The sequence below is a fragment of the Marinococcus luteus genome (genome assembly GCF_034497705.1).
Lineage (GTDB): Bacteria > Bacillota > Bacilli > Bacillales > Marinococcaceae > Marinococcus > Marinococcus luteus_A.
Window position 1 is genome coordinate 593,172 of the sequence record NZ_JAXRUV010000001.1, and the last position, 25,189, is coordinate 618,360.

The window sequence follows — 25,189 nt, forward strand, 5'->3', positions numbered from 1 at the left end:
GTGAACATTTTAAAGAAAATCGGCCCTTACCTCTTTTTGTTTGCTTTAGTACTGTTTATGTATTTCTTTAAGGTGGATGCTGAGTTGTCTACGACTGAAGAACTTGAAATCAACAACGCATTGAATACCCAACCCGAAGAAGAATTACAGGAAAGTTCAGATACACAGTAACTATTTTCTTAAATTGGCGTCTTAGTAAAGGTATTGTTTGCAGGAGTGTCTCTTGAACACGAGAGACACTCTACGCTTGCAATGAGACGATTACTCTTGACAGAAGCGGGTATGGAATACTGTTGGTGTTATTTGACATTCAAAGGGAGACAATATTAGAGAGTACCGAGGAGGTAAAGCGTCGGATGTTATTATTATACGGTTCATGTATAGCGATCGCGGCAGTAGGCATTTTTGAACTGCGACGGCACCAGAAAAGGGTCGAGCAGATCCCGCTCCGCGTTAATGTGAACGGCGTTCGCGGCAAATCAACAGTAACCCGCCTGATTACGGGGATGCTGAGCGAAGCTGATTACAAAGTAGTTGGAAAAACCACAGGAACACAGGCACGCACCATTTACTGGGACCGAACGGAAAAGCCCATTGAACGTTCACTTGAAGGTCCAAATATCCGGGAGCAGAAAGAAATTTTAAAGCATGCTTCAAGTCTTGAAGCCAATGCATTTGTCAGTGAATGCATGGCGATCAACCCGGACTATCAGCGCGTTTTGCAGGAAAAATTTCTTCAAGCGAACGTCAGCGTCATTTTAAACGTATTTGAAGACCATATGGAAACACTCGGTCCAACCCTGAAATACGTAGCAGAAGCATTCAGCTCTACGATTCCGTACAATGGCAAACTTATTTTGTCCAACGGCCCTTACTTTCACTACTTCAGTGAAATAGCCGAAAAAAGAAATACGGAAGTATATCTTGCTAATCCGGAGGAAATCCCGGACGGTTTCATCGATAAATTCGATTACATGCTTTTTCCGGAAAACATTGCTGCGGCCCTAGCTGTAGCACGCGCTGTCGACATCGATAAGCGCACGGCTCTTTCCGGTATGCTTAATGCCAATCCGGATCCTGGTGCTCTTCGGATTGTGACTCTTGAAGACGGCAGCCGGGAACGTTCCCACTTTGTGAACGGCTTTGCAGCAAACGATGCCCGGTCCACACTTGAAATCTGGTCCCGCGTCCGTTCGTCAAGCTATATGACCGACAACCCGGTAATCATTATGAACTGTCGTGAAGACCGGGTAGACCGGACCGAAGAATTTACAAAATATGTTCTGCCTTATTTACCGGCAGAGAAATTAATTCTAATCGGCGGAAACGTACGGCCGATCACCCAGGCTTTTGATCAGGGCGAACTGCCATTTAATTCCGTTATCAATTTGGAAGGCGAAGATGCAGATGCCATTTTGGCCCGGGTGAAACGGGAAGCTTCCCATTCACTTATCTTCGGAATTGGAAACATTCACGGTGCTGCTGAAGAATTTATGGAAAAACTTTATGATTCACCAGAGACACTCATTAGTAAAGTCGGCGAGGAGGCCATGTAACATTGTTTGGTACAGATCTTTATATCGCATTAGTCGTAGGAGTTATTATTAGTTTGATATACGCAGAAAAGACAGGAATTATGCCGGCCGGGCTGATTGCGCCCGGCTATCTGGCAATTGTTTTTGATCAGCCTGTCTTTCTGTTAACAATTTTTCTTATCAGTTTTCTGACGTATCTGATTGTTGCCCACGGATTGTCCCGTATTATGATCCTTTACGGACGCCGGAAATTTGCAGCCATGTTGTCTACAGGGATTGTGTTAAAGTTAATCTTTGACTACTTTTACCCTATTCTGCCTTTTGAAATATACGAGTTTCGCGGTCTCGGGGTTATCGTTCCGGGATTGATTGCAAACGCAATGCAGCGTCAGGGCGTCGTCCCTACTGTGGCAAGTACACTGGTTCTTACCGCTGCGACATTTGTAATCATCACGCTATACTATTTAATTTAGGGGTTCTTACATATGGCCAAGCGATTATTAAACTTCAAAGAAAAATATCTAGCCTATACCAAACGCCAGCGGCGGAAAGCTGGTAAACATGCTGTACTCGGCATTATCATTTGTTTGGTGGCAATGACCCTGATCCGTGTGGTGGAACCCTCTGCTGCTGAAAGCGAGTACGAGCAGGAGCAGGATACCATCTTTACTTCTGCCATGGTCGGTGACATGATGACCGGCCGTCACGTAGAGGAAGTAGCCGAGCAGGAGGGATACGAGTCTCTCTTCCAGTATGCAAAACCAACGCTTAAATCTGCGGACTATACACTTGGCAACTTTGAAAACCCAATCGTAGACAATCCGGATGAAACCGAAGAAGCCGACAAGATTATTAACCTTTCTTCGAAATCAGGAGCGATTGATGGTTTGGAGGACGCCGGATTTGATGCTGTCAACCTGGCAAACAATCACTTGATGGATTATCAGTATGAAGGCTTGAATGAAACCCTCCAGGCATTTGAAAATTCAAGCATCGACGTCATTGGCGCTGGTGCCAATGACGATGAAGCCCATGGGTATACTATGAGCACGCACAACGGCATGGATGTAGCTTCTTTAGGCGTGAACGATATTACGTACGCGAATATGGAACAGGCTGGCCCGAATTCCCCGGGAATTTCCACAAGCCAGGATCCGAGCGCTTATATTGATGCTGTTCAGGAAGCCGATCAGGAGGCAGACCTGGTAATCGTGAACGTCCACTTCGGCCAGGAGTACGACAGTACGCCAACGACACGTCAGCGTCAAATGACAGAAGCCATCGCTGATGCCGGGGCTGACGTTATCGTAGGAACTCACCCGCACGTGCTTCAGTCTGCGGAAGTATACAACGATACATTCATCATGCACTCCATCGGTAACTTCGTATTTGACCAGGGCTGGACTAGAACGAGAGACAGCGTTATCGCGAACTACTCTCTTGCCTCCGATGGTACGGCTCATCTGGAGATGCAGCCATTCCGGGTATTTGAAGCATCCCCCCGCCCGGTCGATAGCGCGTTCCACCGGGAGCGGATCTTCCGTCAGCTGACGAAGGATACACAAAACAAGGATGCTATTGTTGAAAACGGAGAACACCTTGTGTTTGAAGCAGATCACTCCGATGTAATTGACAGTATGGAGGAAAACGGCAACCAGAATAACAACCAGAACAGTACTCAAAATTAATAAAAATGACCTTTGTGTACCTGCCGGTTTAAAACCGGCAGGTGTTTTTTATTGTAAATTTAAAATGATTAAATTACAGTAAATGAAATTTTATTTCTTTTGCGAAAAACCCCTGATTTCTCAGGGGCTACATCGTTTCCATCATTATAGTCGATCCATTACCTCCAGGGCTTGCCGGAGTCACCATCAGCCGTTTTGGCACCCGCTGCTGCATATCCGGCACGTGGCTGATAACCCCTACCGATAAATATTCCCCGTGAAGGTTTTCCAAAGCCTCCATTACTGTATCGAGCAGATCCTGATCAAGCGTGCCAAATCCTTCATCCAAAAAGAAGAACTCCAGGGGATATTGTCCTTTCAGCTGAATCGATGTTGAGAGCGAAAGGGCAAGAGCAAGGGAGGTTAAAAAAGTCTCTCCCCCGGAGAGCGTGGAAACTGGACGGTACACTCCTCCGTTTGCATCATCACGAATAACGAAAGCATTATGCTCGTTTACTTCAATTGCATAGCGCCCTCTCGTTAAGGCATGCAGCCGCTGAGAGGCTTCTCTTGTCACCTGCATCAGCTGTTCTTCGGCCAGAAACTCAACAAATTTTCTTCCCTTCATAATTTGATCGAGATCTGTCAGCCGCTCTTTTTCTGCCTGCCTCTCGATCCGGTTTTGTTCAAGTTCCTGATAACGTTCAACTTTCCTCTCGATATCTTCAAGCTTTTCTTTAATGCCGCCGAGCGTTTCTTTGTAATTATCCCACTCATCTGAAGCTTCGTGGTACTGCTCCTCTATTTTATTAAATCCTTCTTCGTTTACCCGGTCGTTCTGAAGCTTTGCCTGCAGCCGGTTCTGTTCGTACTGCAGTTCTTTTAGTTTCGTGTCAAACTCTTCTACCTGGCGCTGCAGCTCAGTTTTTTGCTCTTCCGATAACGAATAGGCAAGCACCTCTTCCGGAGAAACAGTTGAGTCTTTCTGCTGTTTCTGGCGAAGCCATTCGGCTTCAGCTGCTTTTCGTTTAACTTCAGATTTTTGCAGCGATTCAGCACTTTCCCTGCTTGAGGCTTTCGTGCGCTCGTATTCCCTTTCAGCTTCTCTCTGCAGCTCCTGCAACTCTTCTTTTTCTGATTTAAGCGCCTCTTCCCGCTTGTCCACCGCGTCTTTCCATTCCTGTTTGGTCCTTCCCCCAAGCTGTTCATTCAGTTTCTGTTCCGCATCCTGCCTGGCCTCTGCAGTCTGCTTCCATTCTGACACCGCTACGGCTTCCCGGCTTTTAACCTCATAAAATTGGCGTTCCCGGAAAGCTCGTTCGTCCCTTTTTTCCTCGAGGTATTTCTGGCCGTTATCAATACGCTCCTGGATACCTTTGATAGTCTCCCTGCGCGCTTTCGCCTGTTTGTATTCCTCGTCAAACTGGTCCAGGCGAAGAGGCTTGAATGTCTGTTCCCACTGATTTTTTTGTTCCTGCCACTGTTTTTGGAGCTGTTCAAGCTTATTTCCCTGCTCTTTAACTTCTGTTTCCTGCTCGGAGACTTTCACAGAAAGACGGTCCTTCCAGCGGTTCCACTCCTCCCAGGAATGGTTCACTGCCTGCGTCTGCTCCTTTAGCCCGTCTATCGTCTTCATCTCTGCTTCCCAGCGGGCAAAGGCGATGCTTTCCTCTGTCTCCTCCGGGTGATCCTCTTCTTTCAGCTCTTCTCCGTAAGAAAGAGACGAAGCCACATGCTGGAGGCTGACTTTCGTATGCTCCCAGGTCGTTTTCCACTGACGCAGTGCCTCGATTTCTTCCTCTGTGTGTCCCTCTGCCTCTTCTTCCGGGCCGGCAGCCGGGGCCGGGTGCTCCACAGCTCCGCACACCGGGCACGCTTCTCCGTCTTTTAGTTCTGCTGCTAGCGCATGCAGCTGCCGTTTCTGTTCAGCCTGCTGTTTTTTTTCAAAACGCTTTAACTCCTGCTCAATGAGCCTGATGTGCACTGCCGCCCGGCTGTACCAGTAAAAGATATTCTGCGCCGTCTCTTTCGTACGTTTCTGAAGCGCCTGTTGTTCTTTTTCTGCTTTATTGGTTTCTTTAAATGTCTCCGCCAATTTTTCCTTAGCCGCAGCTTCCCCGGCACGCTGTTCATTCAGCTGCTGGTGAAGGGCATCCAGCCATTGCTTTTTCGACGAAGCCTCCCCCATATCCGGCAGGTGCTCTTCTTTCTGCCGGGCATCGGTATATTCCTGCTTGAGCTTTTCGAGCAGCTCGCGCGCTTCCTGCTCTTTATTCTGCAAGTCGTTCACCTGATCGGAAGCTTCCTCGTATAACCTGCGCTGTTTTTCGACCTCCTGAAGCTTTTGTTTCTCCAGTTCGTTGTGCCGCTGATATTCAGCTTCAAGTGTTTCGATCTGCTCGAACCGGCGATGCCACTGCTGGAGCAGACGCTCTTCCTCTTCCCATCGTTTTTCGTTCTGCTCCGCTTTTTTTCCAGCCTGCTGTTTTTTGCGTTTTGCCTCTTCGTACGCCTTTTGTTTTTCTTTTAAGTCGCGCTCCTGCTCCCCGTGCTCCTGCCTTGCTTTTTGAAAGCCGTCCGCATACGGATACAGCGCTTCATATATTTCATTTTCTTTTAATGTATGCCGCTTGCTTTCAATTGTATGTCTCGTTTCCTCCCATTCCTGTATGGTGGCTTCCAGAAGCTTAAGCTCTTCGGTCCAGTGAAACTTCTGCCTCGCTTCTTCGTACTGTTTCCTTCGTTCCTCCACATGCTTCTGCTGCTTTTGAACAAGCTGAACCCAGCGGGCATGCTCTTCTCGGGCTTTTTTTAAGTCCTCCTGCGAAGCTGGGCCGAGCCCCTGCTGTTCTGCTTCGATGTTATGTACGTCCTGCTCTGCAGATGCTTTCCGGGATTTCACGGAGGCAATCAGCTGATTGCCGTACCGCTCGAGATGAAACAGCCGCTCGAGCATTTTGCTTCGGTCACTGCCCCCGAGATGGAGAAATTCGGCAAATTTCCCCTGTGGAAGTACGACCGCACGGGTAAAATCATCGAGGGTGAGGCCGAGAAGTTCTTCGATTTTCTGATTGACTGCTTTTGTTTTTTCCGCAAGCACTACCGGCTCCCCGGTCTGATCGGTTAACCGACACAGCTTTCCTGCCATGGTCGCCTCCCCGGTGCGTTTATAGTGGCGTTCGATATGATACACCGACGGGCCGAGCGAAAACGTAAAGGAGACGCGCAGCTCGTTTTCCGACTGGTTCATGATTCCTTCGGTTTTGGAAGCCCGCTCTACATTTCCGTATAAGGCTAACGTCATGGCATCGAGCAGCGATGATTTTCCGCTGCCGGTGGGACCGAAAATACCGAATACTCCGTTTTCACAAAGCGTTTTAAAATCCACCGTCTGTCTTTGGCGGAAGCTGTGCAGTCCTTGTATCTGCAGTTGTAATGGCTTCATTTTATCCGTCCTCTTGCTGAATAAGTTCTAAAAAGAGATTGGTCACCGACGGGTCAGGTACTGCTCCACCGGACTGTTTTTCATAAAAGCGTTCAAACAGCTGATCGATGGGGATATGTTTTTTACTTTCCACAGGTTCAAGCTCCTGCCGGGAATATACCGGACGAATCGTCAGAAGGCCGGTATGCTTTGTCCGCAGAGCATGAATGTCTTCAATGGACAGCTGGTTTTCCACGTACACATCCACCTCTACCCATGCATTCCAGTCCCGCTTCTCCTCCACCCACTGCTGCAGCTCTGCGAGTCCGTTTCTTGCTTTCCATATGCTGAGCGGCTTACCCGCCGTTAAAGGAATCGTAGAAATACAGGCTTCCTTCTGATTGTCATTTGTATCAATAATCGTCACCGATTTCTGCTGCCCTGCTTCAGAAAAGCTATAGGCAAGAGGGGAACCGGAGTACCTCGCCGGACCGCCTGCTCCGTGTACATCCTGAGGCCGGTGCATATGGCCGAGAGCCGTATAAACGGCATGTTCCGGCAGGCTGTCGGCGGTTACAGTATACGCTCCGCCCACTTCAATCGGTCTTTCGGAATCACTGGCGTCGCTTCCGGCGATAAACAGGTGACTCATCCCAACGATCGTATCCCCCGCCTGCCGGGAAGACGCAAGCCGCTGAAAAATCTCCTGCACTTTTTGATTGTAGGCATCGCGGAGATCTATTTCTGTTGCTTCCTGCATAAATGCCTGCTTCAGCCTCGATTCCGAAGGATACGGAAGCGTCTGCACATACAGCCGTTCCTCTGAAAACGGGACAATTACCGGGTCGATGCCCGGATATCCGCGCAAATGAATGCCGTGCTTTTGCAAAAGCGTCCGCGAGGCCGCCAGCCGTTCCGGATGATCATGATTGCCGGCAATAACGATGACCGGTACCCGTCCGTTATCACTCATCCTGGCCATTGCCTCGTAAAACATTTCCTCTGCAGCCGCGGGAGGATTGACGGAGTCAAACACATCCCCTGCCATCAGGACCGCATCAATATTTTCTTCTTCGATAATCTGGATAATTTCATCAAGTACTGCCTGCTGTTCTTCGAGCCGCGAACGCCCTTCAAGCGTCCGTCCTAAATGCCAGTCAGCGGTGTGCAGTAAGCGCATAAGCTATTGCCTCCTCTTCGTGCTCTTATCGGCCGTTCATTGAGATGGTCTGCATGCCGTCGAAAGCAAAAATGTATACTTCCGGTATAGCTGTTCCCCATATACTCTCCAGGGATGAACGGTATAAATCCAGCTGGGTCTGGTAGCGTTCCCGCAAAAATTCCTGCTGCTGCTTGGGATTTCCCGGGAACCGAGACTGCACCCGGTCTGTTTTATAGTCAATCAGCACCCAGCGGCCGTCTGCCTCCTTTATTACGAGGTCTGCAATTCCCTGAAGCAGCTGTTGGTTCTCAAGGCCGTCTCCGGTTACTCCAGCTGTAATAGGAACTTCCTTCTGAACTGCTTCGGCTGCCAGGACGCGCCGGCCCAATTCGGTTTCGAAAAAGGCAGTGACTGTAGCAGTATCGACGCTTTCCGCCTGGGCGGCAGTGATGTATTCTTCGGCCGTCAGTCTGCCAAGCAGCCGCTGCACCCGTTCTTCGTCCGGGACGCCTGTAAAGGAAAGCTGCTCCATAACGATATGGAGCACAGTCCCTTTTTCTGCCGGACTTACGGCTTCTTCCATCATAAATGACGGCCTTCGTGCATAAGAGGAGGTAAACGTAGTTGCATGCCGCTGCTCCGCCTGGGGATCCTCCGAGCGTCGTTTCCATTCGCTCACCGAAATTTTGGCCGCATGCCGGGTATCTTCCTCGTAAGGGTAACGAAAGTACATGCGGCGCCTGACTTCTTTGTCCCATTCCTCTCCCACCGGCACTTCTTCTTTACTTTTTACCGCCTGCATCCATTCCTGCGCTGACGTCTCCTCCTGCCCTGAGCCGATCTGCAGGCTTGAGGCCGGTACAATATGAACCTTCCAGGAGGAATGATCCGACAGGTTCTTTGAAGTCTGCTGCTCTAACGGGTCGACTTCCGCGTGCTGCAGCAAAACGGGCATCAGCCAGTCAAATGCGTGCTGTGCTTCCAGGCGGTCGTGCAGTTCAAGAGTGTTTCCGGCCTGAGCACTTTTCTGCTCCCATTCTTCAAATTTCTTTTCTGCCCGCTGCATTGAGCTTACGAGAATCAGCTGTTCCTCTGCCCTTGTAAACGCGACGTACAGCACACGTAGTTCTTCAGCAAGGCTTTCCGTTTTCATGCGGTGTTTAATCGCCGCATGCGGCAGTGTCGGCCAGCTGATACGCTGCTTTGGATCAACATATTTCATGCCGATGCCAAGCTCTTTATGAAACAGAAGAGGCTGCCGCTGATCCTGCACGTTAAAACCCTTCTGCAGTCCGGCAGCATAAACAATCGGAAATTCCAGTCCCTTGCTTTTATGAATGCTCATAAACCGCACAACATCTTCCTGCTCCCCAAGCGCCCGCGCAGTAACCAGATCTTCCTTGCGATTTTTCATGCCTTCAATAAATCGAAGGAAGCGGAATACGCCGCGAAATGACGTCGATTCATACACACGGGCACGGTCATACAGCGCAAGCAGGTTCGCCCGCCGCTGTTTACCTCCGTGCAGGCCGGAACAGAAGTCCAGGTAGCCGGTTTCTTCGAGCAGTGCCCATATAAACTCTGACAGCGGCTCATACTTGGACCGACTGCGCCAGCCTTCCAGCTGTTCGAGAAACGCCTGGGCCCGGGGCTGCATACTGGAGGTACCGGCAGCGGCCAGTTCTACACACTGATAAAAGGAAGCATTTTTGTCCTCCAGCCGCACTTCTGCGAGCATCTCTTCATCCCAGCCGACTATCGGCGAGCGGAGCACAGAGGCGAGCGGAATGTCCTGCAGTGGATTATCAATGATCTGCAGCAGGGAAATCATTATTTGAATTTCAACTGCCTGGAAATACCCGCCGGACACTTCTGCGTATACCGGAATGCCGTACGCCTGCATTTCTTCCATCATTTCATTCACCCACGGCATCGAACGCATTAAAATTACGTGGTCCCGGTACACCGGCCGGCGCTTTTCACCCGTCTTTTGATCGGTCACCCAGCCGTTCTGCATCGAATGGCTGACCGCCCGCGCGATCCACCGGGCCTCTGCCCGGGCGTTGGTCAGCTCCGCTGCCTGCGGATCATCCCCCGCGACATCCTCCTGATCAATCACCGTCACCTCGGTTACCATATCTCCAATGTCCGGATACTGGTCGTTTCCCCATTTCAGCTCGGCCTCGCTGTCATAGGCAATCCCGCCAAGGTCATTATCCATCAGCTGGCGGAATAAGTAGTTAACAGCATCAAGCACTTCCCTGCGGCTGCGGAAGTTTTTATCGAGCATAATTCGTTCGCCGTCATCGCTTTCCCCGTACCGCTTAAATTTTTCCAGAAACAAATCCGGCTCTGCCAGACGAAAACGGTAAATGCTCTGTTTGACATCTCCGACCATAAACAGGTTATCACCGGAGGAAAGCTGGGTGACGATTTTTTCCTGCACAAAGTTTGTGTCCTGATACTCGTCCACGAGCACTTCCTGGAAAAATCCGCGGTAATGTTCCGACGCTTCTTCAAAAGCCAGAATCTGCAGGCATGTATGCTCCAAGTCGGAAAAATCCATCATGGCCCGCTTTTGCTTTACCTGGTAGTACCGCTCGCTGAACGTCTGCACGAGCTGACAGAGCTCCTGGACTGACGGATACAGATCCGCAATATCGCTTAACGCATCCTCCGGGTTTTCTGCCACCATTTCCTCCTGCAGCTTCTGAATAACCTTTTTGGCTCCGTCCCGATTATTTCTTATCTGTTCCCGCCGCTCCGGCGCCGCGTCTGCCTCCTTTTTGCTGCTCAGCTTTTTAAAGGTAAAATCAGCGAGCGTCTGCTGCATCTCTTTCCACGTAGTGGCTTCGAGAGCCCTGCGGCACGTCTCAAGCTCTTCCTGCAGAAGCCCAAGGTTTGCTTTCGGTCCGTCCGGCTGCCCGGCAGCTGCAATCGCATTTTCGTATTTGAGCACAGCACCGGCAAGAGCAGTCTCTGCCTGCTGCATCATTTCACGTCCCCACGGAAGCTCTTCGATCGTCCTGCTTCCATCTGGGCGGTACTGTTCAGCCACCTCCTGCAGCCATGCCGATGGATCCGCGTGTGCCCGGGAATACTGAAACAGGCGCAGTACTGCTTCACGCAGCGAGTCATCGCTCCGGTCCTTATTCAGCCGGTCGGCAAGCAGGACAAACTCGTCGTTATTTTCAGCGGCGTAGTTTTCCTCGAGGAGCTCCTCGAGGAGCTCCTCCTGGATCATGGCCCCTTCATTCTGGTCCATGATGCGAAACTGTGGGTCCACATCCACAAGGTAATAATACGTACGGATAACGTTCATACAGAACGAGTGGAGCGTAGAGATGGACGCCCGGTTTAACAGCGCGAGCTGTCTGCGGATGTGCAGGTTGGAAGGATCTGCTTTTAGTTTTTCCTCGAGCGCCTTGCCTACCCTTGTTTTCATTTCAGCAGCGGCTGCGTTTGTAAACGTTACGATTAAAAGCCGGTCCACGTCCACCGGGGCTTCTGCCTGGGTAATTTTCCGGATAACCCGCTCCACGAGCACAGCAGTTTTTCCGCTTCCTGCGGCGGCAGAAACTAAAATATTTGATCCTTCCGCGTGTATTGCCTCCCACTGGCTATCCGTCCAGCGGGCGTCTGTTGGTTTTTCAGGAATGGTCTTCAGACTCATCGTTTTCCTCCTCCTGGAACAGCGTCTCCCATTTCATGCCGCCACTCCGAAAGCTTCGGAATTCGTTGCCCGGAAATCCGCGGTCAAATTGGCATACAGAATGAAATTCACAGTAGTCACATGCTTTCTTTTGTTTCATCTGAAAAGGCTGGATACTTGTATCGCCTGCTCTCAGCTGTTCGCCGATATGACGGATTTTCTCACGGATATGGCCGCGAAGACGCTCAAACTGTTCTTTTGAAACGACCGGTGACTGTTTATTAAACCCTCCGCCTTTATTCAGTCGCGCAGGGACGATAAACGAATCGGCTCCCGCCTCAAGCCGTTCATCCATCATTTTGGCGATTCCAGGGTCATCCGGCAGAATGCCTTTCATGCGGAACTGCTTCATCATCTCTTGTTCAATATCCTCGGGGGACCATGATCTTCCCGCCTGAATAATAGGATTGTGTACGTTGAAATACAGTACGCCGGCCGGATCTGCTTTCGTTCCGAGCCATTCTTCGGAAAAGGAGAGCACAACATCCAAATAGACGAGCATCTGCAGCGCCAGTCCGAAAAATACCTCTTCGGGACGCAGATCCTTGGCACTGGACTTGTAATCAATCACCCTAAGGAGCACTCCGCTGTCTGACACCGCCTGGTCGACGCGGTCAATTCTTCCCGCTACTTCCATCTGTGTACCATCAGCCAATTCAAACAGGAGCGGCGGTATTTCTTCGCTCGGCCCAAAGCCTACTTCAAGTCCGATAGGCGAAAAACGGCTGGATTTCGCCTGCTGGCTCAAAATCATTGAAGCCCGCTGCACGGTTTCTTCGAGCTTTTTCAGTAAATACTGGTGTCTGGAATTGCTTAAAAGAATCTGTCGCTGAATAGCCGGAGCCAGTTCATGCACTGCTTCTTCGGCATAATCGCGGGCGTTCTGCTCGGAAAGCTCCTCCCACGTCCGCCCGTCCCGGTAGACGGCTTTTGTGACGTCCTTTAAAGCCGCGTGAAACAGCTGACCGATATCCGGCGCTTCAAGCTTGTACAGCTGCCTCTCCTTCAGCTTTAATCCGTACGAAGCAAACTGACGGAAAGCACAGGCTTCGTACTGCTCCATCCGCGATACGCTCGTTTTCATTTTCCGGCCGTACAGTTCCCGGGTCGTTTCCCTGGAAAGCGCTACTGCTTCATTACGGTAAAACAGGCTTTTCGTCAGTTTTTCCAAACGGTTGTTTTTGACGAAGACATTGTATACGCTCCACCAAAGATCAGCCACGTCCTCTCCCTGTTTAGAGCGTTCGAGTTCCCCTATTAAAAAGCTCATCGTTTTCATGGAAGCATTCACAAAATAAAGCTGTCTCTCTTTACTGTAAACCCCTGGTTCGTTTTGAATCAGCACCGGCGTCAGGTCCGGAAACATGTCGAGCAGCTGTTGAATGACGATTGAAGGCTGCAGCCGCTTCCCTTCCTCATCAGCCATCGGATAGCTGACAATCAGTCTGTCGGAGGGCAGGCTCATCGTGCGGTAAATGAGAAAGTTTTCATTCAGGAGCTTTGCCTCCCCGCTTTCTTCAAGCTCAACTCCTTGCTGCTCTAGCCAGGCCCGGTCGGACTCCTGCAGCATGCTGCTTTCTTCGAGGGTGGCCGGAAGTATGCCTTCGTTTACGCCGAGCAGGTAGACCACTTTAATACCCAACAGCCGTGAACGTTCCATATCGGCTGCGGTTACCTGGTCCAGGGAAGGAGGTACAATCGAAAAAGTAGCTTTTGTAAAGCCTGCTTCCATCATCTGCTGAAAGGTCTGCATTCCTGCTTTATCGTCGCCGGCAACCTCTACCATCTGTTCAAGCAGGTCTACGGTCATGTCCCAGATCTGCTCATGCTCTCTCGCCATTTCCAGGCGGTTATGTTTGAGACAGTCATCGCGCATCATTTCAAGCTTTTCCGGTATACGAAGCTCCTCCAAAAATGTAAACAATGCGCCCGCTTTTTCCCGTACAGTCCGGGCTTTTTTTAGTCTTGCCTGCAGGGAAAACAACGGGGCGCTTAACCGCATTCGTGTCTGATGAATCTCTCTTTCGATCTCGTGGTTATCTTTATGCTCCCAGTCGTCCTCTACATTTGTGGCATGATACCGGTAGACCCACTGCTCTTCGCTTTTCCAGTCTTTTTCTTTGACGTTTCGTGCGAGCACATAATTTTCCAGAAAATCCACTTGTTTTCTCGCTTCCGTCCAGGACTCATGCACATCAAACAGCATATCTGTTTTGAACGTCCGGAACACCGACTCGTATCTCCACCGTTCTGCAATTGTCTCAAGCGCCGAACGGATAAATTCCACTACCGGGTGATTCAGCACCGGACGCGTTTCATCTACAAACACCGGGACGCGGTAATCCTGAAATACGGTCTCAATTATATGATTATAGTCCCCCGGGTTTCTGGCTACGACGGCAATGTCTTCATACCTGTAATCATGATCCCGGACAAGCGCTGCAATGTCCCGAGCGCATTCCTCAACTTCTGTCCGGCGGTTGACCGCATTTTTAACCGTAATAGCATCTTTGCCCGAACTTGTTTTATAGGAACGGTTTTCCATAAATCTCTCTAAATGCTGCAACGCTTCGTGCTTAGCTGCCGCGCCGCCATTAAACCAGTACGGCCTATTCACTGGTACAGCATGGTCTTCTGCCAGTCCGCTCAGCTGGTAATACGTTTTTGCTGTCTGTCTGAACATATCCGGAGCCGGATGTGCGTCTTCCTTGTTCGTTAAATCGTCGAGCGTCAACGCAACCCGTACCTCCTGCGAGTGCTGAAGCAGCTGCTCAACAACCGACAGCTCCTGCGGGGTGAAGCGGTGAAAGCCGTCAATATAAACGACTGCTTCTGCAATGTAAGCAGAAGAAGCTACCTTTTCAGTCAGCCAGAATAGCTGCTCCTCGCTTCCAATGTAGCGGTCACCGATGACCTTATCCATCTCTTCCCAAATCAGCAGAAGATCCTGCAGCTTGGCTGTCAAAATGCGGTCGCCCCCGGTTGCTCCGCTTTTTTCCAGCTCCTCCGCCATATCGTGCATAGCCGCTTTGGAAACGTTGTGGGTTTTCCATTCTGTGATTACTTCATCCACCTGGTCAATGAAGCCGTCCGTATAGCTCGACGTTTCATACAGCCGAAAATGCTTGCGCTGTTCACTGATCACTTTGCGAATCAGCATCTGTTTGCCTGTTTTCTGAAGCGCGGTTTTGGCCGCTCCACCTGTTTCCTGAAAAACCTTCCACGCAAGTCGCGGAAAGCTGTAGACCTGGGCTCTTGTCATCCCTTTTTCCGACAAACGGACAAGCTGCTGTTCTACCTGAAAAGTCATTTGGTCAGGGGTAATAACAATTACCGGCGGTCCATTGGGATCACGGGTAATCATTTCATTAATCTCTTGATGCATGGCGGTGGACTTCCCCGTCCCGGAACGCCCGAGATAAAATTGTAGGCTCATGAACATTCTCCTCTGCCGGATTAAAAACCGGATCATATGTTTGGTTTTATTATATCAGATTTTTATTTTTTTGTTTAATACAGTATGTGAAATTAATTAAATTTATAAGAAAAACGCCCTGCTGCCAGGGCGTTTTTCTTATTAGGAAACAGCATCTGCTGTTTTTTGTGGTTTGCTGAATCGTTTCACTCCCGCGCAGTTGAGATGTTCGAACGGACCAAATCCATGGAGGAATAGGCGCAATTCTTTTTTCAGCTGCAGGCGTTCATGGACGTACACGGAGATGTCTTCAAACTGGTAACGCGTATACATGGCAGTTTCAGCAGGAGTGCCTACCTGTACTACTGTATCTACTGGGCCTTTGTCTTTTTTCTGATTCCAAAAATAAAATGGGTCCAGCGTAACTACGCCTCCATCTCTTCTAATACGCGCAGCTGTTTTTCGGTCCATTTTAATATTGCTCATACTATCCCTCCTTGGTATATCGTGTTCTCTCAACGATCACATATATGATTATATCAATAGATAGAATCGGAATGCAAGCGTTAAACGAAGAAAAAATCATTTATTTTTATCTCAGCTCTATTTTTACGATAAAATGGCTAAAAATCAGAGATTATCGCGAAATATCAAAAAATGTGTGTTTTCTTATCACCGGGCGGGCGCCGGCAGAAATCATACCTTCCGAATTTCTGCACAGAAAAAAGCCCGCTTTCCAGCGGGCTTTGATCGTATTGTATTATCCTTCAAGCAGGAGGTTTTCCGGATCCTCAAGCAGCTGCTTAAGCGTTACAAGGAAACTTACTGCTTCTTTTCCGTCTACGATACGGTGATCGTAGGAAAGAGCCGTGTACATCATCGGCCGGTTCTCCATCGTATCCTGGTCAATGGCCACCGGGCGCCATTGGATCGTGTGCATCCCGAGTATACCTACCTGTGGAGCGTTTAGAATCGGTGTCGACAGCAGCGAACCGAAAACGCCGCCGTTTGTGATTGTGAAGGTACCTCCCTGAAGATCTTTCAAGGTTAATTTATTATCGCGGGCCTTTAAGGAAAGGTCCATAATTTCCTGTTCGATTTCAGCAAACGTTTTGCGGTCTGCGTCCCGTACCACCGGCACGACGAGGCCGTCGTCAGTGGAAACAGCCATGCCGATATCGTAGAACTGCTTTTTGATCACTTCTGTAGCCTGAATTTCCGCATTCAGAAGCGGGTATTTTTTCAGCGCTGCAATAACACCCTTCGTAAAGAAGGACATAAATCCGAGACGCACGTCGTGCTGCTCCTGGAACGTATCCTTCCGGCGTTTTCTCAGATCCATGATTGCTGACATGTCCACTTCGTTAAACGTCGTCAGCATCGCTGTTTCCTGCTGGACTTCCTTCAGCCGGCTTGCGATCGTCTGACGGCGCCGGGACATTTTGATCCGTTCAACCGGCTTGCCTTCAAATTCGTCCTTCTCGCTCTTAGCAGCAGGCTTTTCAGGCTGTTTTTCCTCTTTTTTGCTGCTTCCTTTTACTTCATTATCCACATCTTCTTTGCGGACGCGCCCCTTCGGATCACTACCGGACACTTCATTCAGGTCAATGCCCTGCTCCCGAGCGTATTTGCGCACAGAAGGAGACGCAACCGGCCGGTCTGCCGGGGATTCTTCTTTCGTGCTTTCTTCCGTTTTTTCAGCTGCCGGCTCTTTGGAAGGTTCCTGCTTTTCTTCGCTTTCCTTTTCTGGAGCCGCTTTCTCTGAGTTTTTTTCTTCTGAGCTTCCGCCTCCGGCTTCACCGTTTTCATCCACTACGGCAATTACTTCGCCGACTTCTACGTTGTCGCCCTCTTCTTTTAACAATTCCTGGAGGACACCAGTTTTCTCCGATGGGATTTCCACATTCACTTTATCGGTTTCAAGTTCAGCGATGTTTTCTCCCTGTTCGACTTTGTCCCCTGGTTTTTTTAACCATTCTGCGATTGTTCCCTCTGTAACGGATTCGCCTAGTTCTGGTACTTTGATCTCTGCCATGACTGCGTCCTCCTTATTCGTTTCCTTTTAGGGCTTCCTGAATGATGCGGTTCTGTTCTTTTTTATGGATTGTAGGGTCGCCTTCCGCCGGACTTGACCTTCTGCGGCGCCCGATATAATCCACCGATGCTCCTTTTGGTGCCAGGTTATGCAGAAGCGGATACATGTAATACCATGCGCCCATGTTCTTCGGCTCCTCCTGAACCCATTGGATCGATTTTACGTTTGGATACGCTTCTAAGATGTCACGGATTTCTTCTTCCGGAAACGGATAGAGCTCTTCAATCCGGACGATATGAATATCGCTCGGCACTTCACCGTCGGCCAGTGCTTCATGCAGGTCGATAGTCATTTTCCCTGTACCTACGAGCAGCCGTTTTACTTTCTTTTTATCCTTGCCCGTCAACGGGTCTTCCACTACGGATTGGAAAGCACCTTCCCCGAAAGCCTCCGGTTCGCTTGCGACGGTCTGATTACGCAGCAGGCTTTTTGGTGTCATGAGCACAAGTGGACGCATTTCGTCTTTTCCAAGAAATTCCGCCTGGCGTCGGAGCAGATGAAAGTATTGCGCTGAACTCGACAGATAAGCAACATTCCAGTTATTTTCTGCCGAGAGTGTCAGGAAGCGTTCGAGCCTTGCACTTGAGTGTTCCGGTCCCTGTCCTTCGTAGCCGTGCGGGAGCAGAAAGACCATCCCAGACTTTTGCCCCCACTTAGCGCGGCCTGCAGATACAAACTGGTCAAATATTACCTGCGCAGCGTTACCGAAATCACCAAACTGGGCTTCCCAGAGTGTAAGTGTTTCCGGCGCCTGCACATTATATCCGTATTCAAAACCGACGATACCGTTTTCGGAAAGCGGACTGTTGTAGAGTGCAAAGGCTGCGTTTGCTTTCGAGAACGCATGCATTGGGGAATAAATATCACCGTTTTTATAGTCATGAAGCACCAGATGTCTCTGTGCAAAAGTACCGCGCTGAGAGTCCTGACCGGTTAAACGCACTGGTGTACCGTCTGCCAGAATCGTTGCAAATGCTAACGCTTCGGCATGACCCCAGTCCACTTTGCCGCCTTCTTCCATAGCCGGTCCACGGCGTTCAAGAATTTTTCTTAATTTCGGAAAGACGTTAAAGTTTTCGGGCCAGGTAATGAGCTCCTGGTTAATTTCTTTCAGCTCGTTTAAATCATAGCCAGTTTCGACTTTAGGAAGACGTTTTTCCACTTCTTCCGGCACCGGTCCAAGCTCCGTTTCCGCTTCTTTATCCTCTGCTACTTTGTTGTACTGATCCCGTAGATGATTCAACGCATCTTCTTTCAACTGATCGGTTTCGGATTTTTTCCAGAATCCGATTTGGTCCAGATGATCCGCGTAATGCTCACGAACAGACGGATGCTCACGAATCAGTCCGTATAAGTATGGCTGGGTTGCTGCCGGCTCATCTGTTTCGTTATGGCCGTAACGGCGGTAGCCGATCAAATCAATCACAAAGTCTTTATTGAATTTGTTTCTGTATTCGTAAGCCAGCTGCACGGCCGCAAGACAGGCTTCCGGTTCGTCTGCGTTCACGTGAATAACCGGGATTTCGTAGCCTTTGGCCGGGTCACTTGAATAGGTGGTACTTCTTGCATCGTGCGTATCGGTGGTAAAGCCAAGCTGGTTATTGGCAATAACATGCACGGTACCGCCCGTCTGATATCCTTTCAGCCGGCTCATGTTCAAGGTTTCTGTTACGACTCCTTCGCCTGGAAAAGCCGCATCGCCGTGCACCAAAATAGCCATCGCCTTAGAGCCGTCCTGCTGCGGAAAGCCCGGCTCACTGACGTCATCCTGCGCGGCCCGTGTATAGCCTTCCACGACTGGATTGACGTATTCCAGGTGACTAGGATTGTTGGCCAGGGAAATACGGGATTCAAACGATTCCTGATTAATGTTTTTATCTGCTCCCAGGTGATACTTTACGTCTCCTGTCCAGCCGTAGTTGATCCCAACGGAACCTTCCGAAGGTACGAGGTCTTTGTTGGGGGAGTGCTGAAATTCGGAGAAGATCAGATCATAAGGCTTTCCGATAACTTTGGCAAGAACGCTCAAACGCCCACGGTGGGCCATACCGATCATAATGTTTCTTGCCCCGTCCTGCATCGCGCTGTGGGTAAGCTCTTCCATAATAGGAGCAAGAATATCAATTCCTTCTATAGAAAAGCGTTTCTGGCCGACAAACGTTTTCTGCAGAAACTGCTCGAAGGCTTCTACCTCCGTGAGGCTTTTCAACAAAGCTTTGCGTTTATCATCCGACACAGCACTGTAAATTTCGCCTGACTCCACCTTGCGATTGAGCCAGCGGTGCTCTTCCACGTCATGAACGTGGTCGAATTCAAAAGCGATGGTTTTTGTATACATCTGTTTTAAATGCTCGATTGCTTCGAGTCCGTCAGATACTGACTCCGGAGCGTCCGGACAGAGGATTTCCTTCGGGATGGTCCGAAGATCTTCTTCACTTAATCCGTATTCTTCTATGCGAAGAAATGATGTTTCTCCGTCTGGCTCCTGGAGCGGATTGATGTCTGCAGAAAGATGTCCGTGAATACGGATATTTTCAGCAAGTTTAACTGCATGTGCGATCTTTTCCATATTAAGTCCGGCACCGACTGCCTGGTCTTTTTCATCCACAGCAGGAGCATAGCTGACTGCTGCTTCCCCATTTGAAGACGGCGGTCCGTACTGGTCAAACCAGCTTTTAATCTCCGGTTCCACAGCGTCAGGATCTTCCTTGTACACGTCGTATTGTTCCCACATATAACCTAGATTGGGACCATAAAATTCCTGCCAGGCTTCTTCAGCCCTGGATTGATGCTTACTCATCGAGTGATACCCCCAGCTTATGTGATCAATAAGTTTTCTAAACTATCATAGTAGTCGTTTAATATCTATGAAGGTGAACCATTTGGAATGGAGTTTCCACCATCACTTCCCTTCTTCGACTCAACCAATTCTTCGAGAACATGCCTTTTCATAAATCAGACATATTTTAACATGCTTAAAGCAGGTGCTCAAAACCTTACACAGCCAAGTATACGAAAAATATGTATGCTCCTCGCTGCAGGAGGCCGAAAATCCGACTGATTTCCACTTTCCGGCATCTTTAAAGCGCCATCGCCTTATGAAGCGTTCTCACACACCTACATTGTACACTAATTCTTTTCACTTGACAGTCCCTAAACTGAATTATTTGCTTTTCCTGGCAGCAAGGCATATTTCTTTTTCTTAAACATTAATCGCTGTGCTATGATTTATACATATCTTTTCACTTTCACAGGGGGATTTTCATGAAAACACTTATTTTTGATTTAGACGACACCCTGCTCTGGGATAAAAAAAGCATCACTGAGGCGCTGCGGGCCACAGCCTTCGACGCCGAGATACGCACTGGTGTGTATGCACCGCTGCTTATGGAAACCGTACAGCAGACTGCACCAGAACTGTATAAGAACCTCTCAATATATGACTTCACTAAAACGATAGGCATTAACGCATTCGAAGGCCTTTGGGGACACTTTGACGATATTGAGCACCGGCGTTTCCAGGAAATGAGCCGGCTCATTTCTTCCTACCAAAAAGAAACATGGACGCGGGCGCTTGCAGCCCACGGCGTCCACCAGCCCGAAACAGGCGAATGGCTTAAAGACCGCTTTATTATGCACCGGCGTCACCTCCCCTATGTATATGCTGATACGTTTGAAGTCCTTCATACACTAAAGGATGACTATCAGCTGCTGATGCTCACCAACGGCTCCCCAAGTCTGCAGCGGCTGAAGCTTTCACTGACCCCGGCGCTCGTGCCTTTTTTTGACCATATTATTATCAGCGGAGAATTCGGGACGGGAAAACCTGATCCCGCCATTTTCACTCATGCACTGCGCCTTGCAGACGCTGCTCCTGAAGATACACTGATGATCGGGGACAATATGAACACCGATATTGCCGGGGCAAAAAAAACCGGTATCAAAAGCGCCTGGATCAATCATGACGGGAGCGTCCCGACTCATGAATTCCGGGCAGAACATGAACTGACGGCCCTCGGGGATCTGCTGCCTCTGCTCCGCTGAGCAAACGTCCGCACCTCCCGGTTCACAAAAACGGACGAAGTTTTTTGACGTAGCGCTTCACACGAAACAGCACCTCCCGCTGCAGCGCGGGCCGGGAGATCTGGGAGGCTACTGCTTTCACGTCAGGATAGACTCCGTAAGCATGGTAAGCCACCGGAATAACAGCTTCAAATAAAATATCACCCTTTTCACGGTGTATTACTTCCGTTCTCACCTCCGCTATATGCGTCCGGAGTTCGTCTTCCGGCTCTTTTAAATACACAGATTCAACGTCAAAGATATATTGCGGCATAGCCTGGTCGTGTCTCCTTTCCCTTGAGACGAATAAAAATGTTCTTTGCAAATGGCGGCTTTCGTGTTAATTTAGTACAATGTTTGTAGTAATTATACATAAAATTGTATGAATATCGAGGTGAAGAAAATGAGTTCCACTCCATCCACCAGGGCGTCGAGCGCCCTTAAGTTTATTATTCCTTCATTGATTGGGATCTTTTTATTTATGGTCCCCATTTCTACTGAGGACGGCTTAACCGTTCCGGTGGCTCTTCTTGCCGGATGGCTCGAAGGTTTACTGAGCGGTATACTGCCTGCGATGGGCGTTATTTTTATCGGCATCTCCGTAGTTGGCGCCATTATTGCCCGGTTCCGTCCGTTTTCCTCAGGTATTGCCGTGTCGTTGTTTCATGTAACCAACGGCTGGCTGCTCATCCGGATTTTAGGCTTTATTTTTGCCTTTTTAACACTTTTTCAAATCGGTCCGGGCTGGCTTATCGGGGATGCTACCGGTGGTCTTTTGCTCTATTCCCTGATTCTTCTCTTAATTACCGTCTTCTTTTTTGCCGGTTATTTTCTGCCTTTTCTGCTTAACTTCGGTCTGCTCGAATTTTTCGGTTCGATCCTGACGATTTTAATGCGCCCGTTATTTACTCTTCCGGGCCGCTCATCAATTGACGGTCTCGCTTCATGGTTAGGAGATGGCACAATCGGCGTGCTTTTGACAAGCCAGCAGTATGAAAGCGGCCACTACACGCAGCGCGAGGCGGCTGTTATCAGTACGACGTTCTCGGTAGTCAGCATCACATTCACCATCACCATACTCGGGGAACTTGACCTGCTTGCCTACACGCTGCCGTATTATCTCACCATCGTTGCAGCCGGCGTGGCATGCGCACTCATTATGCCCCGGATCCCTCCGCTGTCGCGGAAAAAGAACGAGTATTACAACCAACAGCCTGCAGAGGAAATCGCGAACGGTCATACAGGTAAAAATCCTGTGTCCTCCGGATGGGAAAAAGCCCTCGATAAAGCTTCACGCACCCATTGGTCTTCGGTGCTGATCAGCGGTACAAAAAACGTGCTCGATATGTGGATCAGCGTCATCCCGATTGTCATGGGCCTTGGCACCATCGCCGTTGTTATTGCAGAATTTACGCCGCTGTTCGCCTGGCTCGGTGCTCCGTTCGTGCCGCTCCTACAGCTGATGCAGGTACCGGAGGCAGTTGCAGCCAGCGAAACGATGCTCATCGGATTTGCGGATATGTTCCTGCCGGCTATTCTCGGTACGGATATTGAAAGCGAAATGACCCGCTTCATTATTGGGGCGCTGTCGGTCAGTCAGCTCATTTACATGTCCGAAGTCGGCGGTCTCCTGCTCGGGAGCAAGCTTCCGGTCCGCTTTATCGATCTTGTACTGATCTTTCTGGAAAGAACCATTATTTCACTTCCGGTCATTGTTTTGATCGCTCATTTTATCTTCTAATAAACCAACAGACGTATAGAAGAAACCGTAAAAAGCCGGCGGGGATCCGCCGGCTTTCTTTATGCTTCAGTACGCTGTTTTCCGTACCAGTCATCGAGCACTTTTGCATCGAGTATTTTGCTTTCAATAAATTCCTGTTGCTTCGTTTTGAACTCTTTCTGCCAGTCGATATTTAGTTCCTCTGCGAGCTCCACCGTAGTAAGCAGCTCCTGCCAGGCTACATACCGCTTATACCAAAAAAACTGCGGTTGTTCATTCATATACGGATACAGATCGTCAAAAGCGGTGTGCTTACAGTCAATGGTGCGCTCAAATTGAGTTTTGGCTTCCTGCAATTTGCCGGCAAAAAACGTGCTGAGATTCGTTTCGTTTTGACTCATCAGCTCTCCATCCCTTCTGTATATTTACCTACATTCTGCCACAGAAACGCCTAATCGAAAAGAATTATGTTCTCACTGGGTTTTCAAAGCAATAAAAAACGCTGCAGCTCTGCAGCGTTTTGTTCGTCTATTAACCGATCCGGTCAATCCGGCGCTCCATCCGCTCAAGCTGATGGTCTCCCGCTCTCTTTTTATTTGAGGATTTAATTACTTTCTTCAGCTTTTTCTTCGTTGTCCCTGCCGGAAGAAGGCCCTCACTGATCAGAAACTTGTAAAAGAAATCGAGTCGCCCGGTTTCCAGCTGATAAGCACGCGGCACCTGCTGCAGGTACGAAGTGACCGCATCTGATAAGGAAGCGTTGTGAGCATCCAATTCGCTGTAACGTTCTTTATACATGCGGTAATTGTTTTCACTGAGGCGGTTCATAAGCGTCAGCAGAAAACGTTCCTCATTTCCCTGAAGCTGAAAGCCTTTCTTTTCAATCAAACGAAGAAATACAGCAAGATCCGTGTTGTAAAAGTCGAGCGCAAGCTTCATTTCACTTGTGACAGAAAGCGTCAGCGAATACTTTCCCTGCGCACGGGCAAGCAGCCGGTTGTAAAGCGCCCGGTTCACACGGTCGTTTAAAAGAAATGATGGATGGATCGTATACAAATATTTTTCAATATCTTTATTGAGAAGTTCATCAGTCCAATCATCATTTTCACGTCTCTGCCTCATCTGCACCTGCAGATCCGTATTATAATCCTGAATCCGTTCTTCTGTTTGCCGGGCAAGCTGGTCACGCTTGTCCATCCATTTTTGCTTCATTGCTTTTAGCATATGAAAGCCTCCCTTCCTTATCCTCTCTCTTATAGGCTAGTTTATCCAACCCTCTCTTTATTTCCTAGAGCAGTGTATCACATCACAACTTAAAATAAAATAGAGCATTTAAAAGTTTTTCGTATGAATTTAAACCTTTGCGCTACTGAGAGCTTTTATTGGACTCACAGAAGGATATATCACATTACAAAGGCGTTCACTTCTTTTTTTGCAACAAAAAAACCTTTCCGGACCGGAAAGGTTTTACGTATCAATATGCAGGCGGGGGCCCGCAGTCGTTATGTATGATGGATTAATTGAACTCATGCAGGCCAAGGCTTATTTCCAGGCCTTTACGCACCTGTTCCATGGTTTCATCATCGAGATGGGTAATTTTATCAGTTAACCGCTGCTTATCAATAGTACGAAGTTGCTCGAGCAGGATAACGCTGTCACGGTCAAATCGATGCTTGGCTGCATCAATTTCTACGTGTGTCGGCATTTTTGCCTTTTTAATCTGTGCCGTAATAGCAGCCACAATCACCGTAGGACTGAAGCGGTTACCAATATTATTTTGAATGATAAGTACGGGGCGGACGCCTCCCTGCTCTGAACCAACTACCGGAGACAGATCCGCAAAAAATACGTCCCCCCGTTTAACTACTTTTTTATGATGCTGATTGTTTTGTTTCGAATCACTCAAACCACCCATTCACCTCCTTTTCCGGTTGCGCGCTTATGCTGCCGGACAGGATGAACAGCTAGTCTTGTTCGTGCAGCCGTCGTTCTGTCGTCTGTGTAGATTCTGTTTCGGCATATTCAAATTCAGCGCATATTTCAGCATTTAGTGCAGCCATTTCTGCATATCCGTTCTTCAATTGTTCCTGCATGTCTGTGGATTTTTGTTTTTCAATTTGATCTTTTAATACCTGATGAAAAAAAGAATCCTTTTCTGACTGGGACAGATGTTCGATTTCCGTATAGAGTTCTTTTGGAAGTTCTAGAGCGATCTGCTGAAGCTGCGACATACGTAATTGGCCCCCTAATGTTCTGTTTTCCCTCTCTCATTATATAAGAAAGATTCACTAAAATGAAACGTGTTTTTAAAAATTTTTTGACCACCCCGGGAGGAATCCGCTAAAACAGTTGCGGGGAAGGGATAAACAGAGAATATTTAATTATGTTTATTCACGC

The 25,189-nt window shown here is 48.9% G+C and carries 18 protein-coding genes; 6 read left to right on the plus strand and 12 right to left on the minus strand.

The window, feature by feature from the left end; all coding sequences use genetic code 11:
* The 4 genes from Q9M42_RS03090 to Q9M42_RS03105 all read left to right on the plus strand — a co-directional run bounded on the left by Q9M42_RS03090 (position 1) and on the right by Q9M42_RS03105 (position 3,223).
* A complete protein-coding gene (locus Q9M42_RS03090; RefSeq protein ID WP_322525062.1) occupies positions 1-171 on the plus strand; it encodes a hypothetical protein in 171 nt (56 codons plus the stop codon).
* 185 nt (positions 172-356) lie between these two features.
* A complete protein-coding gene (gene pgsB / locus Q9M42_RS03095) occupies positions 357-1,556 on the plus strand; it encodes a poly-gamma-glutamate synthase PgsB (RefSeq protein WP_322525063.1) in 1,200 nt (399 codons plus the stop codon).
* Between the two features lie 2 nt (positions 1,557-1,558).
* The gene (pgsC, locus tag Q9M42_RS03100) at positions 1,559-2,008 is read left to right on the plus strand and encodes a poly-gamma-glutamate biosynthesis protein PgsC (RefSeq protein WP_022792185.1); all 450 of its coding nucleotides are present in this window, start codon (positions 1,559-1,561) and stop codon (positions 2,006-2,008) included.
* A 12-nt stretch (positions 2,009-2,020) separates the two neighbouring features.
* A complete protein-coding gene (locus Q9M42_RS03105) occupies positions 2,021-3,223 on the plus strand; it encodes a CapA family protein (protein ID WP_322525064.1) in 1,203 nt (400 codons plus the stop codon).
* A gap of 127 nt (positions 3,224-3,350) precedes the next feature.
* Here Q9M42_RS03105 and Q9M42_RS03110 read toward each other — a convergent pair whose 3' ends face one another.
* The 7 genes from Q9M42_RS03110 to Q9M42_RS03140 all read right to left on the minus strand — a co-directional run bounded on the left by Q9M42_RS03110 (position 3,351) and on the right by Q9M42_RS03140 (position 19,810).
* Positions 3,351-6,647 (minus strand): AAA family ATPase, encoded by a 3,297-nt coding sequence (locus tag Q9M42_RS03110; RefSeq protein WP_322525065.1) that lies wholly within the window; start codon positions 6,645-6,647, stop codon positions 3,351-3,353.
* A 1-nt stretch (position 6,648) separates the two neighbouring features.
* On the minus strand, positions 6,649-7,806 hold the full coding sequence (sbcD, locus tag Q9M42_RS03115; protein WP_322525066.1) for an exonuclease subunit SbcD: 1,158 nt from the start codon (positions 7,804-7,806) through the stop codon (positions 6,649-6,651).
* A gap of 25 nt (positions 7,807-7,831) precedes the next feature.
* Complete coding sequence (gene addA, locus Q9M42_RS03120; RefSeq protein WP_322525067.1) at positions 7,832-11,461, minus strand: helicase-exonuclease AddAB subunit AddA; 3,630 nt, start codon at positions 11,459-11,461, stop codon at positions 7,832-7,834.
* Positions 11,439-14,936, minus strand: a complete 3,498-nt coding sequence (gene addB / locus Q9M42_RS03125; RefSeq protein WP_322525068.1) for a helicase-exonuclease AddAB subunit AddB — start codon at positions 14,934-14,936, stop codon at positions 11,439-11,441. Before addB ends, addA begins: the two co-directional genes overlap by 23 nt.
* Positions 14,937-15,077: 141 nt before the next feature.
* Positions 15,078-15,401: a hypothetical protein gene (locus Q9M42_RS03130; protein WP_322525069.1), complete on the minus strand. Its 324-nt coding sequence runs from the start codon at positions 15,399-15,401 to the stop codon at positions 15,078-15,080.
* A gap of 274 nt (positions 15,402-15,675) precedes the next feature.
* Complete coding sequence (odhB, locus tag Q9M42_RS03135) at positions 15,676-16,950, minus strand: 2-oxoglutarate dehydrogenase complex dihydrolipoyllysine-residue succinyltransferase (RefSeq protein ID WP_322525070.1); 1,275 nt, start codon at positions 16,948-16,950, stop codon at positions 15,676-15,678.
* 13 nt (positions 16,951-16,963) lie between these two features.
* Positions 16,964-19,810 (minus strand): 2-oxoglutarate dehydrogenase E1 component, encoded by a 2,847-nt coding sequence (locus Q9M42_RS03140; RefSeq protein WP_322525071.1) that lies wholly within the window; start codon positions 19,808-19,810, stop codon positions 16,964-16,966.
* A gap of 464 nt (positions 19,811-20,274) precedes the next feature.
* Between Q9M42_RS03140 and Q9M42_RS03145 the strand changes: the two genes are divergently transcribed.
* Positions 20,275-21,054 (plus strand): HAD family hydrolase, encoded by a 780-nt coding sequence (locus Q9M42_RS03145; RefSeq protein WP_322525073.1) that lies wholly within the window; start codon positions 20,275-20,277, stop codon positions 21,052-21,054.
* Positions 21,055-21,076: 22 nt separating this feature from the next.
* Here the strand turns inward: Q9M42_RS03145 and Q9M42_RS03150 are convergent, their stop codons facing one another.
* Complete coding sequence (locus tag Q9M42_RS03150; RefSeq protein WP_322525074.1) at positions 21,077-21,346, minus strand: hypothetical protein; 270 nt, start codon at positions 21,344-21,346, stop codon at positions 21,077-21,079.
* Positions 21,347-21,475: 129 nt separating this feature from the next.
* On the opposite strand from Q9M42_RS03150, the gene Q9M42_RS03155 reads away from it, so the two are divergent.
* A complete protein-coding gene (locus Q9M42_RS03155) occupies positions 21,476-22,813 on the plus strand; it encodes a YjiH family protein (RefSeq protein ID WP_322525075.1) in 1,338 nt (445 codons plus the stop codon).
* 59 nt (positions 22,814-22,872) lie between these two features.
* Here Q9M42_RS03155 and Q9M42_RS03160 read toward each other — a convergent pair whose 3' ends face one another.
* The 4 genes from Q9M42_RS03160 to Q9M42_RS03175 form a co-directional block, all read right to left on the minus strand.
* Positions 22,873-23,193: a hypothetical protein gene (locus tag Q9M42_RS03160; protein ID WP_322525076.1), complete on the minus strand. Its 321-nt coding sequence runs from the start codon at positions 23,191-23,193 to the stop codon at positions 22,873-22,875.
* A gap of 130 nt (positions 23,194-23,323) precedes the next feature.
* A complete protein-coding gene (locus Q9M42_RS03165; protein WP_322525077.1) occupies positions 23,324-24,004 on the minus strand; it encodes a hypothetical protein in 681 nt (226 codons plus the stop codon).
* 304 nt (positions 24,005-24,308) lie between these two features.
* Positions 24,309-24,698, minus strand: a complete 390-nt coding sequence (locus Q9M42_RS03170; protein WP_022792199.1) for a type II toxin-antitoxin system PemK/MazF family toxin — start codon at positions 24,696-24,698, stop codon at positions 24,309-24,311.
* A 58-nt stretch (positions 24,699-24,756) separates the two neighbouring features.
* Positions 24,757-25,023 (minus strand): hypothetical protein, encoded by a 267-nt coding sequence (locus tag Q9M42_RS03175; RefSeq protein ID WP_322525078.1) that lies wholly within the window; start codon positions 25,021-25,023, stop codon positions 24,757-24,759.
* Between the last annotated feature and the right edge of the window lie 166 nt (positions 25,024-25,189).